Genomic DNA, 16,634 nt, shown 5'->3' with positions numbered 1-16,634 from the left:
GATTTCGACAGCTTCTTTTTATTCTTCTCTTGATGCAATGGTTTGCGCAATCGCATCTCCATGGAATCTACCGTTCTCGATAAATATTTCATTTGCGTTATTCCCCGCAGCAATTACACCTGCAATAAAAATATTTTCAGCGTTTGTTTCCATACTACCCTCTATATAAATCGGGCGCCCTGTTTCTTCATCAATCCGAACTCCCATTTTTGTTAAGAAGCTGTGGTCTGGATGGTAACCCGTCATAGCAAATACAAAATCGTTTTGAATTGTATTTGCCTCACCATCTACTGTATACGTCAACGCATGCTCAGTAATTTCTTTTACATGCGCATGGAAATGCATTTGAATTGTCCCATTTCGTACTAACGCCTCAAATTCCGGCAAAATCCATGGCTTAATACTTGGCGAGTATTCCCCACCACGGTATAGAACTGTTACACGTGCACCCGATTTAACAAGCTCTAACGCTGCATCTATACTTGAATTTTTACCACCTATTACAACGACATCTCGATCAAAATAAGGGTGTCCTTCTTTGAAATAATGAGCTACTTTCTCAAGTTTCTCACCAGGTACATTCATATAATTCGGATTATCATAATATCCAGTTGCGACAACAATGTATTTCGCAACATATATTTCTTTGTTTCCGTCACGCTTCGTCGTTTCAACTTTAAAAACATCACCATCTTTTTGAACTTGTTCCACTCGTTCAAATGCATTTACACGTATAGATTTACGCTTTACTACTTCACGATAATACGCAAGCGCCTGATTACGAAATGGCTTACGATTTTCTGTAATAAAAGCAACTTCACCAATTTCTAATTTTTCACTAGAGGAGAAAAATGTTTGATGAGTTGGATAATTATAAATTGCATTTACAATGTTTCCTTTTTCGATTACTAACGGATTTAACCCCACTTTTTGCAACGAAATCGCCGCTGCTAATCCGCATGGACCGCCTCCGATAATAATAACTGTTTCTTTTTGCATACTTAGTTCACTCCTAGTCTTCTACCTCTGCTCTATTTATATAAACAAGAAAAAACCTACTTACAGCAGTAGGCATCTATCTTTATTGTATTCATTTTTCATATATTTGTCATCTAAACGAAACATACATCCGATAGACATCTGCTAAAAACTGCTGAAATTTAATTCCTTGTTGCCCTAATACATTCTCAGGATCGATTTTCCGAGTAGGATCCAACGTTTTGTGTGACACAATAGCCTTTTTAGGATTTAAACCGAAATTTTGACATAAATAAGCGTGATACCACGTAAAACGAGTATACGCCTCCCAAAAGTTTACGTCGCCACCATAGCAAAGTTCAACCCCAATTGCAGCCTTATTCGCATCATAACCGAATAACTCATTATCCGTTGGCACATTGTATCGAACATGGTACGCAACTTCATTTATAGGGACAATTTCTAATATTGTTTTATCATCAATAAATGTATGCGCTGAAGCTTTCGGTTGTATTTCATTAAAGTAATCCCGATTTCCTATCGCATTGCTACCAGGGTTCCCCGTGTCATGACTTACAATAAATCTTACTTTTGAAAGAGGAATTCCTGGTCGTGAATTTCCATACCCAATATAGTTACGCTCTATAGGGAACATCGCCATTACTACCAACTCCCGCTCTAAAAAATTACCTTACTTCCTTATATATGTATTCGGTGGCAATGTCCTTATGGCATATTTCTTATGCGAAGAGAACATCGAAAATATTTGATGTGAATACCATAAATAATACAATACTTACAGCCACTCCGTAAAAACCGTAAAACCAAATACAATCTTCTTTCGTATCTAAACCGAAAAATTTATTTACCGATTGTAATAATGTGCCACGCTTGCTTTGTTTATTTCGTAATACTTCCACTCGTTCTACAACATCTGCTGGCATCATAAATCTTTGGTCTACTGTCATTTTCATCATTTATCTCTCCTTAAAATCATTTCCGTTTTGCTTATCTAAGGAAAGTATAGCACGTTTGTTCGTACAGAACAAGCGTTCTTTTTTATTTTTTATTCTATTTTTCACCAAACCAAGTAATAATTGTGAATATTAACGCGATAATCGGTCCAACTACAACTGCACCAAATATTAAGAATAATAATCCTTCGCCGAACACCCGAACGGCACTTGTTTTTCGGGCTCTCTTAGCTCTTGCAAGTTCACCCTCTAACACCTTAACCTTTTCTTCTAATTGGTCTACTCGTTCCATTATTTCATTCCCCATATACAACACCTCATTTAATACTTCAACAAAAAAACGCGATTCCCTCGAAAGGAAATCACGTTTTCTCAAAACATTATATATTATACCCAACCTCTGAAGCGACTAGCCTCAGCCATTTTACGAACACCAATCATGTATGCAGCTAAGCGCATGTTCACTTTACGAACTTGTGATGTTTCATAAATTGAATCGAATGATTTTACCATTACTTTTTCTAAACGTTGTTCTACTTCTTCTTCAGTCCAGTAGTAACCTTGGTTATTTTGTACCCACTCAAAGTAAGATACCGTAACGCCACCAGCACTTGCTAATACGTCTGGAACAAGTAAGATACCACGATCTGTTAAGATTTTTGTTGCTTCTAATGTAGTTGGACCATTTGCAGCTTCAACCACAATTTTCGCTTTAATCTTATCAGCATTTTCTTCTGTAATTTGGTTCTCAATTGCAGCAGGAACTAAAATGTCGCAATCAAGTTCTAACAGTTCTGTATTTGAAATTGTATTATTAAATAGTTTTGTTACAGTACCAAAGCTATCGCGACGATCTAGTAAGTAGTCAATATCTAATCCATTCGGATCATGTAATGCACCGTAAGCATCTGAAATTGCAATTACTTTCGCGCCTGCATCATGCATAAATTTAGCTAAGAAGCTACCCGCATTACCAAATCCTTGAACAACAACGCGTGCACCTTTAATATCAATGTCACGTTTTTTCGCAGCTTCACGAATACAAATTGTTACACCTTTTGCAGTCGCTGTTTCACGTCCGTGTGATCCACCTAATACAAGTGGTTTACCTGTAATAAATCCTGGTGAATTAAATTCATCGATACGGCTATACTCATCCATCATCCATGCCATAATTTGTGAGTTTGTAAATACATCTGGAGCCGGAATATCTTTTGTCGGACCAACAATTTGGCTAATTGCTCGTACATAACCGCGGCTTAATCTTTCTAATTCACGGAAAGACATCTCACGTGGGTCACAAATGATTCCACCTTTACCTCCACCATATGGTAAATCAACAATACCACATTTTAAACTCATCCAAATAGAAAGTGCTTTCACTTCATTTTCTGTTACGTTTGGATGGAAGCGAATTCCACCTTTCGTTGGACCAACAGCATCATTATGTTGTGCACGATATCCTGTAAATATTTTAACAGTCCCGTCATCCATACGAACTGGAATTTTCACTGTCATCATACGAATTGGTTCTTTCAATAATTCATATACTTCGTTTGGATAACCCAATTTTTCTAATGCTTCATTAATTACAATTTGTGTTGAATTTAACAATTCAAAATGTTGTTCCCCTTGTTGTTGTGTTTTCGTTTGAGTTCCCTTTTCGGCTACCATAGTAAGTAAACCCCCTGTAATTTCACTTGTTTAGTAAACCTTCATTGCCTAGTATACACCGTTAAATTTGGAATGCAATAGAAAACGCTAACAAATATATACAAACTATTTTGTATTGCAAGCGTTTTCACTATTATTATAGTCCTTTTATTGCTTTTAGAAAAGTAAAATACTTAAATATTTAAATATTTTTTATTTTCATCAAAATACATTCGATAAAACCATTATTTCATCAAGAAATACTGATTACATTTTAACATACAGATCGGCTAGTCTTGTTACCTACACTTCGTTTTATAGATTTTAGATTTTCAGCTGAATAAAAATAAAACCTCAAGCTACGTTACATTAGCTGAGGTTTTGTTTTTTCACAAAGTAATTGTATATTTGTTCAATCGCTTGAGAATCCATTAATTCTTTACCATATTCCATTACGCGGTAAATTGTTGCTGTTGACGGATTACCGTACTCCGCTAAAATAGCTATAAAATCCGCCTTCAATAATTGAAATTGCTCTTCTTCTTCTATCCAAAGATAAAAACGATCATCCCACGTATACAACTTCCCATCAGTTACACCAAGGTTATATAAGCGATTTGACAAATTGATTACATCATCTAATGTAGCAAACTCGTAAAGTATATGTTCACTTTCATCAAGAGTCACTTGCATTTCAATAAACTCGTCACGGAACTCATCTTCTGTGTCCACTTCGTGATTTTCTTTTGTTACAATTACAACCATACCTTGAGCTTGTAGAGAAAATACTTCAACAGCAATCGGTCCATCCGCTTCAAACCCTAATTCTGTATTTGCTTCTTGCATCATATCACGGAATAGTTGCTGTACTTTCGGTGCATTTCTCCACAAATCTTCTTTCGTTAATCCTCGTTCAGATAAATCATCAAATGTTAGGAAAATTTTAATCTTATTATAATTTAAACGTTCCAGTCTCATCTCATACCCTCCCTACGTAACCATTGCATCTAATTTTTATTATATGAAATATAAAATAGATGGTTCTTTTCGAACGACTATTCCGGCATCTTTAACCATCCATCCCATTCTTCTTTCGTGTTACCAATTAGGATATTTTGAAGATTTAATTCATCTCCAATGCCTTTTCTTCCTATAAAACCACCAGAAATGTTTTCATTTTTTTCTTGCAACAAGTCAATAAATTCTACTGCCTCTTCAAGTTCTCGTTCATCATCAAAAGATATAAACAAATATTTAGGTTGTAATTGTTCAATAGCTAGTAAAATACCTTCTTCATCTAAACTTGTCCCCATATACATTGTTTGATATCCTTTTAGTCGTAAATACGTCGCGAAAATAAATCCTTTTAATATATTATTTTCTAAAACGAAAACTTTGTTAACGGAAGAATACACCGACGCATTATGATAGATCATCCCTAAACGTGTTTGTAAGAATGATACAACATATTTGAATTGCGACATTGTAATCTCATTATTACTTTTTAAAGTTAACAACTTGTTTGCCACTTGAAGAATGATGCTTGCAACAACCTTTTCCGTTGAATATATACTAAAAACCTCGTTTAATAATGCAGAAATTGTAATTTCATCAAATTCTAACAAAGCTTGTAGTATATCGTCCACTAAAACAACTTCTGTATCAGTAATTTTTTCTTTTTGAACGTTGTTCTGCAACCGATTCCCTTCTAATAACTGAACTGCTTGTCCAATCATCATCCCCTCAGAAACTTTGTTCATTAACCATTTCAAAATATGAATATGCTCTTCTGTATATAAACGATGCCCCGCACGATTTCTCTTTGGGGCAATAATATGATAGCGTCTTTCCCATGCGCGAAGTGTACTCGGTTGAATTCCGAGTATATTTGAGACAGCTTTTATATTATATTTTCCATTTGAATTCGGCATTATTTCCCTCCGCATAACGTAATGATATGTGTTTGGGAAGGTGCCCGAAAACGAAGAGGGAACAATGTTGTTCCATACCCATTACTAACAAAGAGAGTCGTATTAGAATGCTTATATACGCCACCCTTTAAATACTTTTCAGATGGAAACAACCGAATCTGGCCTCCATGTGTATGTCCACTTAATACGAGCGAAATTTGTTCATTACCAGACATTTTCTTTATTATATCTGGGTTGTGACTAATTAAAATGCGAAAACCTTCTTCTTTACAATCAGACAACGCTAAATCTAAACGATCTCGTTCTAATCCAACATCATCGATACCGAGTAAGCAAATTTTCTCTCCTAATTCAGATTCAAATACAACTCTTGTATTATCTAATACCTTCACATTATTTTCTATTAATAAAGCATCTAATTCGTGATATTCAATTTCATAGTCATTATTTCCCCATACAAAATATACAGGGGCTATTTCTCTTAACTTTTGAATATTTAAAGAGATTTGCGATAAAGGTACTCCTTTTTCAGCTAAATCACCGCCAATAATTACGATATCTGCTTTTCCTTTCACTCGTTCAATTAGCGAGCTAGAAATGATCCTTCTATGAATATCCGAAATAAAAAAAACTTTAACTTTTTGAAAACTTTCCGGAAATTCTTCGAATACTAAAGTATGTTCCAACACTGTATTACGCATCGCTTCTTTATACATTCCAAGAAGACATACAAAACCAATGCATATGAGAGTACATAATAATATAATCCATGACATATATTTTTTACTCTCCCTCCTCGTAAAGTATAGTCCTTAATTTTATGTGGAGCTATATATCACTCATTTAGCTAGCTCTCATACTTCGTGGACTTATCTTTTATAGGAATTTTCAATTCTTGTCCTACCTTCACTTCGTCTTCTTGTAAATCATTATACTTTTTTATGATTTCTATCCCATCTTCATCTGAGAAATATTGCTTCGCTATACTTTCTAAAGTTTCTCCATCTTTCACAACATGAGTTGCTACTTTCTCAGACTGCTTCTTTGATTCAGTCTTAGCGGAATCAAAGAAAATTACTTCAAACGCACTTTTCTCAGCATTATTACTATCACTTTTTACTTGTATATACTTATCTGTATACCATAGGATACTAATAGGTAACAATATGAACAAAAATGTTAACACTCGGACGAAAATGTGATTCATTTTAAACTTTGGTTTGTTCTCTTTATTTCTATGAATTTCACTACGCGGCGGTAAACTTTCATCTTCTTCCACTTGCTCAACTTCTAACTCCTCTTCAAAATCAGGAATTCGTTTTCTCATGTTGTTCACCACCACCTTCCATTTATTTTCTTAATTGGAGCCCCATTATAAAATCAACAAGAAAGTGTGCAAAGATTGTTATAAACAAATTTCCTGTCCACTCGAATACATAACCAAAAACAAAACTAATAAAGCAGACGAAACAAAACAAAAAAGGCTTCGTTATATACCGAATATGTAACACAGCAAAAATTAAACTCGCTATTACAATTCCGAAATGAGTCTGCACTACACCTCTAAATAAAAACTCTTCCGCAAAGCCAATAATAAACGTGATAACGAGTAAATGCATGACAGAAATCCCTTGAAACATTCTATCGTTAATGCCACCATCATCAAACCAAGATTCTGGAAACACTCGCATTGCAACATAATCTAATAACACAATACAAATCGCTAACAAGCTACCTATTAAAAGTATAGAAACCGGTTCCCATTTCCATAAACTATAAACTTCTCTTTTATCTTGAAATAATATATATGCTAGTAAACAACCGATACCAATAATGATTAGTTGTGTTATGTAGAGATTCAGTCTTATTTCTCTCGGACTCATATCTTCAACATTATGCCTTTGAATGTTCATCATTCCTCCATCTTTCTTAGGCCGAAAAGCTTTTGTAACTCTGTTTCCCAATTATAGTCGAAAACTAACTGTTGCGCTCGTCTTTTTTTATAATCCGTTTTTGTAATACCACAGTAATCACAACAGTTTTCTATCTCTTTTTCTTTTCTATAACCGAATTGTTGTAATAAATATTCACGTCTACATCCTTGAACTTGTATCCATGACTTCATATTTTCTAGCTCACTATATTTATTACGCATTCTCACTTCCACTTCCGCTATTAATCTGTGCATTATTTCATCTGACAAGCTCTCTAACATGAGATTTCGCTGTTGTATGATTCCAAGATGTTCGAGATGATAACGTGTAAAGCGCCAATACTGTTCATTAAATCTTGCTGCATTATAACAAATTTCTTCTACATCTTCTAATGGTAATACTTTCGTTTGAAACATTCTTTCTTGTAGTAACGAAAATAAAAATTGTATTTGCGATTTACTTGGTAATTCATCTTCAATGATTGAAATTGGCAAATCGTGATCCAATGGACTACATAATAAAATGGCTATACTCAATTCTCCATCTCTTCCCGCTCTTCCAATTTCTTGTAAATATGAAGCTACATTTGTCGGATATTGAAAATGAATAATATATCTTGTATTCGCCTTATTTACCCCCATCCCAAAAGCACTTGTACATATTACAATTTGCAACTGGTCATTCATAAACTGTTGTTGAATTAACATACGCTCTTCATGTTCCATACCACCATGATAAAAAGCTACACCTGTAATTCCTTTTCCTCTTAAATACTCGGTTAAACGCTCTGTCCAGGCCCTACTTGAACAATAAACAATACCAGGCCCTTGCAAATACATTACATGCTCAAAAAGCGCCTCTTTTTTTTCTTCTATTGTTTCCACAAATTGCACTTCCATCGCAATATTTGGACGATCAATTGAGTACACATGCTCAGCAATATTTTTTAGATTTAAACTTTCCGCTATATCTCGCAATACATCCTTTGTCGCAGTTGCTGTTAATGCTAATACTGTCGGAGATCCGATACTCTCAATTACTTTATCTAATTTTTTATAATCTGGCCGAAAATCATAGCCCCATTGTGAAATACAATGCGCTTCATCTACGACAAATAATGAAATATGAATTTTTTTCAATTCTCTTATTAGAAGTTCCGACTGCAACATCTCTGGCGATACGAAAACAAATTTATAAAAAGATAGCTTTTTCATTGCTTCTCTTTTTTCAATTAACGTCCGAAAACTATTCAATGCAATAACTCGATTTTTCACGACATACTTTAATTGCGTAACTTGGTCTTCCATTAAAGATAATAATGGTGATACAACAAGCACCGTACCCTCTTGCAGAAGCCCCGGAAGTTGATAACACATTGACTTTCCCCTTCCAGTCGGAAGCATTGCTACAACATCTTTTCCTTCCAATAAGTCCGTAATAACTCCTTTTTGCCCCGGACGAAATTCAGAATATCCAAACCACTTATATAAATATTCCTCAAGCTTCATTTATACCCTCCATCCGTGCCAATACAAGACGTACTTCAAAATAAGAGATTTCCTCTCCAACCGCTTGCTTCAACACACGCAATTTACGTGTTTGTAATGCTTCAATTACTTTTGTTACTTTTTCCATTTTTTCTTTTTCCATAAACATTTCAATAGAAAATTCTTTTTCTCGTAAAGCAATTTCTACAAAATGGTCTTCTATCGTGGCAACCTTCAAATTCCGAATTGTTGCTATTTCTTCTAAAGAGCGTCCTTGTCTCCAAAGATTATATGTTTTTTTCGTTGATAAACTAAATAAATCAGCTTTCTCATTTGGATAAGATACAATTTCAGCTAATAATGGAAACTCATTTTCTTTATTGCGAACTTCTTGAATAAGGAAATGGATTGTACCCCAAAATAAAAAATACACTCGAAATATATCTTGTTTCATAATTTCCGCTAATTGTTGTAAAGTACACCCAATACGTTTATACCCAGTTAACCGATATATTACGATTGTCGCCTCTACTGGATTATTTTTTTGTAAAAGAGTATGCATTTCCTTCCATAATCTTTTAGCCAATTCACTTCTCATATACGGTATTCCAGTGAGAAAACGTTTCACCCACATCATTATTTCTGTATCCTGTTGAATTGGAATAAATTTCGTATTCGCCTGTTGTAAATTCGAAATAGTTTGAACGATCAATGATAACCTCTTCCAAAACGTTTCACCTATTTCACCATAGTGTAAACCATTTAAATATGTCGGAAAGGCAAAGTCACCTTCCCATTTGTTTAATTGCACGTTACCAGCCGTCGTTAACACATATGTATTATCATGTATACCTTGAACTAAATCCGTTTGTAACAACTTTGCTACTTCTTGATCATAATCAGCTCTATTTAATGACTTATAAATCCCAAACAAAAAAGAAATTTGAAACATATTCCCATCTTGTAATGTTTGCGACGATCTCTTTCCTTTTAATAAATAATAAATCGAAGAAACGGTTCTTTCACCATTCAATTGTTTTAAACAATATAATAAAGTATATTGTAGCTGCATTACCGCTTCCACCTCTCAGTCTAACTTCATTCCTTTTTCAATACGATTGCACATTAACTGCTATTCATTTAACTTATCATATTCACACTACATGCTTGTATATATTCTATTGTATCAAACGAAATAACATTTAAGTATTTTGAAAATCTTATGAAATAATTCAAAAATAAGTTGACACTCTAATTGATAAGCATTATCATTATAATTTTATGTTGAAAAGTTTTTAAAACCGTTTTACAATAAGATTATAATTTTTTGGCGAACTTTTCACATACATATTATCAGGAGGGAAAAAATATGGCAAAATATACAATCGTTGACAAAGATACTTGTATTGCATGCGGTGCTTGTGGTGCTGCTGCACCAGACATTTATGACTATGATGATGAAGGCATTGCATTTGTAACATTAGACGATAACCAAGGTATCGTTGAAATTCCAGATGTATTAATTGAAGATATGATGGATGCATTCGAAGGTTGTCCAACTGACTCAATTAAAGTTGCTGACGAATCATTTGATGGCGACTCTTTAAAATTCGAATAGTCCTTTATTAACTTCAAAAAATCCCCCTCATAAGTATGAGGGGGATTTTTTGCACTCTTTTTCATTCTCACTAACAAAAAAACCATTAGCAGTTACGCTGCCAATGGTTTAATATTTTTAAGCATTTTTCATTTTTGCAAATACCCATACTTTCAAGCGTGAAAATAGTGCTACAAATACAATTGTTACAACAATTCCTTTAATTACATTAAACGGTAATATCGCCGTTACAATAGTTTGTCGCATAATATCACTAGACATAGCTGGTGAATTTAAAAACCAAGTGTACGCTGGTAAAATAATAAAGTAGTTTAACACACTCATAATAACTGTCATAGTAATTGTACCTAGCATTAATCCTGTCGTTAAACTTTTTACTGTGCGATACTTTCGGAATAAGAATGCTGCTGGACCAATAAATAAACATCCGGCTATAAAGTTTGCTACTTCTCCTACTGGTACTCCCGTTAAACTTCCTTGAATTCCGTAATGCAAAATATTTTTTATCGCTTCTACAATTACACCTGCAATTGGACTAAAAATTATCGCCGCAATTAAAGCTGGCACATCACTAAAATCAATTTTTAAAAATGGCGGAAGCCCTGGGAATGGAAAATCCAACATCATTAGTAAATACGCAATACTACTTAGCATCGCTACACTCACCATCTGCACTACACTGTTTTTTTGTTTCATCTTTCTCTCTCCTTTTCCATCGATCTTCTCATGGAAAGTGGAAAGGTTCTGCTATGCCTATTTTTTCATAGAACGAAAAAACCCTTTGTGATTTACACAAAGGGAGAATTTTAAGGCACATCAAACAGACGTTCAAATACTTATCTTTTTTGAACGCTTGAACCTCCATCTTCTCCCATCCAGACTGTACTGTCGGCTTTGGAATCACACCAAATCCTGCCTTAACGGCTCGCGGGCTTAGAACGAAATTATTAAATGTTCATCACCGCCGGTCGGGATTTTCACCCTGCCCCGAAGATAGACCGATATTCTATTTTCCACTTCATTATACAACAACATGATCGTATTGTGAACAAAAAAAGTGTAACTTACTAAAAATAAGTTATTAATTTTATATAATTAAAGAAACGATCACTATATTTTACAATACAACCCATATTTTTTATAATTCGGTATTTCTCTTATGAATCCCCCTAGTCATATGTCGTCAAAAGTGATAAGATGTTGAATTGTTAAGATAAGAACATTTTCTGAGTTATGGAGGAAATGTCATGAAGAAAGATAAAAGACACTCTATTCGAGAAGCAATGAAAAAGAACTTAAGAAAAGAATACTTTTATTTGAAAAAAGAATTACTTTTCTACTGTCCAATTGATCTAGGCACATTCTCAAGAGAGACATACTACGCTACTTTTGACCAAGATGGCATAAGTATTTATCAGTATGATAAAAAAACAGAAAGTAAATTAAAATTGTGTGAGCGTCATCCATGGAAGAGTTGGAATAAGGTAAAAGTTGATCACTATTTAACAACTTCTCAATTTATTTTCCAAGGTGAGCGAAATTGGATTTTATCCCTTTTCCAAAAAGGAAAAGAAGCTCAAAAAATAATTGAAGAACATACATCTTTACAAACGGAAGTTGTTTCCCGTCCGTTTTCCAAGAAACTTCCTGGTTTCCGTTCTGATACACCATTGAATAAATACATCGGTTGCATTTGTTACACTGCACTTATTGCATTTTTATTAAAATGGATGATTCCATTTCAAGCACCACAAATCGCCCTGTATTCTCTTTCAATTGGCTTTATGCTTCTTGGTTTACTTTGTCTTACAATTGGTCTAATCGAACCAACTATCGTACTATTTCGGACAAAAGAAAAAACAAGAACAAAAGTCTTTTACTTATATAGCTACTTAGCTATTACTGGATTTATATGTGTCTTTATTTTTTGGTAAAAGAAGCCGTCCCAAAAGATCTTTTTGGGACGGTTTTTCGTTAGGAATAGGTTGCTCTTATTGTCGTATTTTATTGTTAGTCGACATTTCTTGTCGAAATGTCGATATAATAAGAGCTATGTTCGATATAATTTCATTTACTATCGAAATCTTAAATAAGAAGAAAATAAATTTATTCAAAAGTTATGCTTTTGGGACGTTGCCTTTACTTGACGTATAGTTGTTGGTTCGGATAGATTTGCTCTTGTCGCAATCCATTCCTCACTTTAATTTCCTCAACTGTCATACTAAATTTCCGGGCAATACCAACTAAAGTATCACCTTTTTGTACAATATATAGTGATGATGACACAACTTGATTTTTTTGTTCATTTAAAACAAGCAACGGATTCATCGCATTCCTTTTCTCCATCGTCCATCTCCCTTGATGCACTTCTAAATGTAAATGCGCTCCTCGCGATTCTCCTGTATTCCCTACCTCTCCAATTAGCTCTCCTTTTGAAATGTTATCACCTTGAACTACATATCTCTTATTTAAATGCGCATAAACAGCCTCATATTCTCCATGTTTAATAAACACAACATTTCCATAACTACTTGAAAAATAAGACTTTGTCACCTTACCATTTTGAATAGCTGCAACAGGCGTTCCAATAGGCGCAGCTATATCAATACCATAGTGTTTCCCATGTCTTGTCCCAAAATAATCACTTATCTGCCCATCAACAGGCCATATCCACTGATTCCCTTCAGCGTAAACATGTAATTGAGATAAAAATAATACACTCAATATCACCACGCCACATTTTAACGCTTTCATATACATCCTCCGTTTTCTAATAGCCGTCATACCTTCTCTATTGTGGGATATTACAGAAAAAAGTATACAAAAAAAAGAAAGTGTATTACTCCACTTCCTTCTCTTCTTTATTACGAAAAACAAGTGCACTGCGGTTATACTCCACATCTTTCACTTGTAAACGCGCATTTATTACTCTAGCAAGCGCAAATAAATAATCAGATAACCTATTTATATACTTTAGAACAATTTCATTGGTTTCTCCTTCTTTTTGCAATGACACTATACAACGTTCTGCTCTTCTTATAACTGTACGTGCAATGTGTAGTGCAGCCGATATCTCGCTACCGCCTGGTAAAATAAAACGCTCTAAAGGTGGCGCTTCTTCTGTATACGAATCAATTCGTCTCTCTAAATACTCGACCATCTCTATCGTTACTTTATAAGGGATTTTCTTCTCTACTATTGCTAAATCCCCTCCACAATCAAATAGTTCATGTTGAATATTTTCAAGTTCGTTATAAATGTTACGAAAACATTCCTCTTGTAATTTAGACATGGCATATCCGATATGAGAATTCGCCTCATCAATTGTTCCATAAGCTTCTACACGTATATGATCTTTATCCACTCGGCCACCTATGACACTCGTTTCCCCTTTATCACCTGTTTTTGTATAAAGTTTCATTTCATTATGACACCTCTCTTTTTATTTTCATTCTGATTATTAAAGAAAAAAAACTCCACCATTCTTTATTTAATTGCACTTACAAAAAAATAAAAAAACAGTAAAGCTTTTATTCATGATCAACTTTTAAAAAACATATATATCTAAATTATACGATTTGGTAAATATACAGAGAATGTAGTTCCTTCTCCAACGACACTTGATACAGAAATTTTCCCGTCATGACCTTGAACAATATTTTTAGCAATCGCAAGCCCGAGTCCTGTTCCAACTTTTTTCCCTCGCGTTCTTGCTTTATCAGCTTTATAGAATCGATCGAACAAGAACGGAATATCTTCTTCTGGAATACCAGCACCTGAATCTTGCACTTCGAAAGTAAGGCCACTATTTTTCGTATTAATTACAAGTGTAACATGTCCACCTGCATTTGTATGACGGATTGCATTATCAATTAAATTCGTCAGTACCTGTTCCATACGGTCTGCATCAAACGGATATTGTTCAATTGGACTTTGGAAATCCACTGTTAATTGGACTTCTTTATCCTTTGCAATCCCCTGGAATTTACGGCCAATTTTTTCGACAAATGGATGAATATCTACTTCACCTATATGTAACTCTACATGTCCACTTTCCATACGGGCTAAATCTAATAACTCATTTACAAGTTTACCTAAACGAACAGATTCATCATAAATAATTTGAACAAACTCATTAATTTCTTCTTTCGTTTGCACAATATCATCTAAAATTGCTTCACTATATCCTTGAAGCATTACCATCGGTGTACGAAGTTCATGTGATACATTCGCAATAAAGTCTTGACGCATTTTCTCAAGACGACGCTCCTCCGTCATATCTCGCAATACTGCTACAGCTCCACGAATTTTTGTTTGATTGTAAAGCGGTGTCATAAGAACTACGTAGTTACCTTTTTGCAAATTAATTTCAACAACTTGTTGTTGCTCACTTTCTACAACGAGATGGAATAGTTCAACAAGTTCAGAAGGCAGTTTTTTAATTAACTCTACTTCTTTTTCTTCTTGCCAAACTTGTAAGAAGTGTTCTGCCGGTGGGTTGATAACAACGACTTCACCTTCTTGATTTAACGTAACAACACCATCTGCCATACTACTCAAAATGCTAGCTAACTGCTCTTTTTCTTGCTGCAGGGCATTCATATTAAACTTCAACTGTTTTCCCATTTGATTTAAAGCAGTTGCAAGCTCACCAATTTCGTCCTGAGACACCATAGGGGCTTTCGTATCAAATTTCCCGCGCGCTACCTCAAATGCAACCTCACGCATTTTACGAAGCGGTGCCGTAATTCGAGTAGATAAGAAAAATGCAAAGAAAGTTGTTAAAATAATCGCAATCCCGGCTGATAAGAAAATAAAATCAGTCGTTCTCTCCATACCTTGTATTGGAACTTGCAATGATTCATATACAAACACTGCACTTTGATTTTTTGACTGTACTGGTTTCCCGACGATCATAATATCATTTTCAGTATTTTTATTCTTCCTACTATTAGAAGCTTTTCTAATATTATTCTTAATATCCTTTTTATCTGTAAAAACAGCTGCTAATTCTTTATCATTTTTCAAATCATCTATTGTAAGAGTAACTAATCCTTCTTGTTTCGGCGAAGAAGAAATTTCCTTACCGTCTTCTACAATGATAATCCTTGAAAGTGGATCAGAAAATTTGTAAGCAATATCCTCAATCGTTTTTACATCGGCACCTTCTTCAATTAATTCCGTGACACTTGTTGCAACTTTCTGAAGCCTAGCTTCACTCATATCAACATAATACGTTCTAAAAAACTGTGAAAGTAAAATAGCAACAAATCCAAGAACAAACGAAACGAGAAGTAATATGGTCATCCATAACTTCCCTACTACACTTCTCCAAAGCATCAGTCGTTCACAACCTCAAACTTGTAACCTACGCCCCAAACGGTAACAATCATTTTCGCTGCATCTGGTGATTGTTTACTTAACTTTTCACGTAAACGCTTTACATGCGTATCAACTGTACGTAAATCTCCGAAGAACTCATATTGCCATACTTCTTTTAACAATTGCTCACGGTCAAAAACTTTATCCGGGGATTTCGCTAAGAATAATAGTAATTCATATTCTTTCGGTGTTAAGTTTACTTCATTACCATCCGCTGTAACGCGGTGCGCATCATTATCAATTGTTAAATGAGGGAAAACAGTAACATCTTTCGTCGTTGTATCTTGTGTAAAGAATGTCGTTGGTACAGCGCGGCGTAATACCGCTTTCACACGAAGTACTACTTCACGCGGGCTAAACGGCTTTACAATATAATCATCAGTTCCAACTTCAAACCCTTGTACCCTATTTACTTCTTCACCTTTTGCTGTCAGCATAATAATTGGCGTCGCTTTCTTCTCACGAATCCCTTTACACACTTCGATACCATCTTTACCAGGCATCATAATATCCAGTAGGATTAAATCATAATCATTTTGTAACGCCATTTCTAAAGCTGTATCACCATTATCCGCTTCTTCAATTGTGTATTGCTCTCTTTCTAAATACATCTTTAATAAACGACGAATACGATCCTCATCGTCTACAATTAAAATTCTTGATTCATTTTCCATTTC

The 16,634-nt window shown here is 34.6% G+C and carries 19 protein-coding genes and 1 riboswitch; of the genes, 2 read left to right on the top strand and 17 right to left on the bottom strand.

Annotated elements, in window-relative coordinates:
- Window positions 1-18: 18 nt before the first annotated feature.
- The 12 genes from AC1DS7_RS09135 to AC1DS7_RS09080 form a co-directional block, all read right to left on the bottom strand.
- The gene (locus AC1DS7_RS09135) at window positions 19-999 is read right to left on the bottom strand and encodes a YpdA family putative bacillithiol disulfide reductase (RefSeq protein WP_215588883.1); all 981 of its coding nucleotides are present in this window, start codon (window positions 997-999) and stop codon (window positions 19-21) included.
- Between the two features lie 109 nt (window positions 1,000-1,108).
- Complete coding sequence (locus AC1DS7_RS09130) at window positions 1,109-1,639, bottom strand: peptidoglycan recognition protein family protein (RefSeq protein WP_002011791.1); 531 nt, start codon at window positions 1,637-1,639, stop codon at window positions 1,109-1,111.
- A gap of 79 nt (window positions 1,640-1,718) precedes the next feature.
- Window positions 1,719-1,955 (bottom strand): DUF3961 domain-containing protein, encoded by a 237-nt coding sequence (locus AC1DS7_RS09125; protein WP_002011789.1) that lies wholly within the window; start codon window positions 1,953-1,955, stop codon window positions 1,719-1,721.
- A 94-nt stretch (window positions 1,956-2,049) separates the two neighbouring features.
- Window positions 2,050-2,259, bottom strand: a complete 210-nt coding sequence (locus AC1DS7_RS09120; RefSeq protein ID WP_215588882.1) for a hypothetical protein — start codon at window positions 2,257-2,259, stop codon at window positions 2,050-2,052.
- An 80-nt stretch (window positions 2,260-2,339) separates the two neighbouring features.
- Window positions 2,340-3,626 carry an NAD-specific glutamate dehydrogenase gene (gene gudB, locus AC1DS7_RS09115; protein ID WP_000225168.1) on the bottom strand — a complete coding sequence of 429 codons (1,287 nt, stop codon included), beginning with the start codon at window positions 3,624-3,626 and terminating at the stop codon, window positions 2,340-2,342.
- Between the two features lie 348 nt (window positions 3,627-3,974).
- Window positions 3,975-4,583, bottom strand: coding sequence for a genetic competence negative regulator (locus AC1DS7_RS09110; RefSeq protein WP_002011786.1), 609 nt, complete (start codon window positions 4,581-4,583; stop codon window positions 3,975-3,977).
- A 77-nt stretch (window positions 4,584-4,660) separates the two neighbouring features.
- Entirely contained in the window at window positions 4,661-5,536 is an 876-nt protein-coding gene (locus tag AC1DS7_RS09105) for a MerR family transcriptional regulator (protein WP_063218620.1), read from the bottom strand.
- Complete coding sequence (locus AC1DS7_RS09100; RefSeq protein WP_002126398.1) at window positions 5,536-6,312, bottom strand: metallophosphoesterase; 777 nt, start codon at window positions 6,310-6,312, stop codon at window positions 5,536-5,538. Before AC1DS7_RS09100 ends, AC1DS7_RS09105 begins: the two co-directional genes overlap by 1 nt.
- Before the next feature lie 71 nt (window positions 6,313-6,383).
- Window positions 6,384-6,863 (bottom strand): LysM peptidoglycan-binding domain-containing protein, encoded by a 480-nt coding sequence (locus AC1DS7_RS09095; RefSeq protein WP_002030746.1) that lies wholly within the window; start codon window positions 6,861-6,863, stop codon window positions 6,384-6,386.
- A gap of 22 nt (window positions 6,864-6,885) precedes the next feature.
- Complete coding sequence (locus tag AC1DS7_RS09090; RefSeq protein ID WP_002064506.1) at window positions 6,886-7,449, bottom strand: CPBP family intramembrane glutamic endopeptidase; 564 nt, start codon at window positions 7,447-7,449, stop codon at window positions 6,886-6,888.
- On the bottom strand, window positions 7,449-8,978 hold the full coding sequence (locus tag AC1DS7_RS09085) for a RecQ family ATP-dependent DNA helicase (RefSeq protein WP_002188974.1): 1,530 nt from the start codon (window positions 8,976-8,978) through the stop codon (window positions 7,449-7,451). The genes AC1DS7_RS09090 and AC1DS7_RS09085 overlap by 1 nt, the downstream gene beginning before the upstream one ends.
- Window positions 8,968-10,029 carry a YpbB family protein gene (locus AC1DS7_RS09080; RefSeq protein ID WP_476998924.1) on the bottom strand — a complete coding sequence of 354 codons (1,062 nt, stop codon included), beginning with the start codon at window positions 10,027-10,029 and terminating at the stop codon, window positions 8,968-8,970. Before AC1DS7_RS09080 ends, AC1DS7_RS09085 begins: the two co-directional genes overlap by 11 nt.
- Before the next feature lie 297 nt (window positions 10,030-10,326).
- On the opposite strand from AC1DS7_RS09080, the gene AC1DS7_RS09075 reads away from it, so the two are divergent.
- On the top strand, window positions 10,327-10,575 hold the full coding sequence (locus AC1DS7_RS09075) for a ferredoxin (RefSeq protein ID WP_001151994.1): 249 nt from the start codon (window positions 10,327-10,329) through the stop codon (window positions 10,573-10,575).
- 117 nt (window positions 10,576-10,692) lie between these two features.
- On the opposite strand, the gene AC1DS7_RS09070 is transcribed toward AC1DS7_RS09075, so the two are convergent.
- Window positions 10,693-11,271 (bottom strand): ECF transporter S component, encoded by a 579-nt coding sequence (locus AC1DS7_RS09070; protein WP_002011769.1) that lies wholly within the window; start codon window positions 11,269-11,271, stop codon window positions 10,693-10,695.
- A 163-nt stretch (window positions 11,272-11,434) separates the two neighbouring features.
- Window positions 11,435-11,574, bottom strand: a riboswitch (FMN riboswitch).
- 248 nt (window positions 11,575-11,822) lie between these two features.
- On the opposite strand from AC1DS7_RS09070, the gene AC1DS7_RS09065 reads away from it, so the two are divergent.
- Window positions 11,823-12,509 carry a hypothetical protein gene (locus AC1DS7_RS09065; RefSeq protein ID WP_002030740.1) on the top strand — a complete coding sequence of 229 codons (687 nt, stop codon included), beginning with the start codon at window positions 11,823-11,825 and terminating at the stop codon, window positions 12,507-12,509.
- Window positions 12,510-12,714: 205 nt separating this feature from the next.
- Here the strand turns inward: AC1DS7_RS09065 and AC1DS7_RS09060 are convergent, their stop codons facing one another.
- From AC1DS7_RS09060 to resD, 4 genes are all read right to left on the bottom strand, one after another.
- Window positions 12,715-13,329, bottom strand: coding sequence for a peptidoglycan DD-metalloendopeptidase family protein (locus AC1DS7_RS09060; RefSeq protein ID WP_002141020.1), 615 nt, complete (start codon window positions 13,327-13,329; stop codon window positions 12,715-12,717).
- Between the two features lie 85 nt (window positions 13,330-13,414).
- Window positions 13,415-13,996 carry a cob(I)yrinic acid a,c-diamide adenosyltransferase gene (locus tag AC1DS7_RS09055; RefSeq protein WP_002086651.1) on the bottom strand — a complete coding sequence of 194 codons (582 nt, stop codon included), beginning with the start codon at window positions 13,994-13,996 and terminating at the stop codon, window positions 13,415-13,417.
- Window positions 13,997-14,139: 143 nt separating this feature from the next.
- A complete protein-coding gene (resE, locus tag AC1DS7_RS09050) occupies window positions 14,140-15,915 on the bottom strand; it encodes a sensor histidine kinase ResE (RefSeq protein ID WP_085963310.1) in 1,776 nt (591 codons plus the stop codon).
- Window positions 15,915-16,631 carry a DNA-binding response regulator ResD gene (gene resD, locus AC1DS7_RS09045; RefSeq protein ID WP_002011758.1) on the bottom strand — a complete coding sequence of 239 codons (717 nt, stop codon included), beginning with the start codon at window positions 16,629-16,631 and terminating at the stop codon, window positions 15,915-15,917. The genes resE and resD overlap by 1 nt, the downstream gene beginning before the upstream one ends.
- Window positions 16,632-16,634: the final 3 nt, after the last annotated feature.

The sequence above is a fragment of the Bacillus sp. P4_E1 genome, assembly GCF_056401715.1.
Note: the sequence above shows the minus strand (reverse complement) of the source record. Positions and strands in the feature narration are given on the sequence as shown.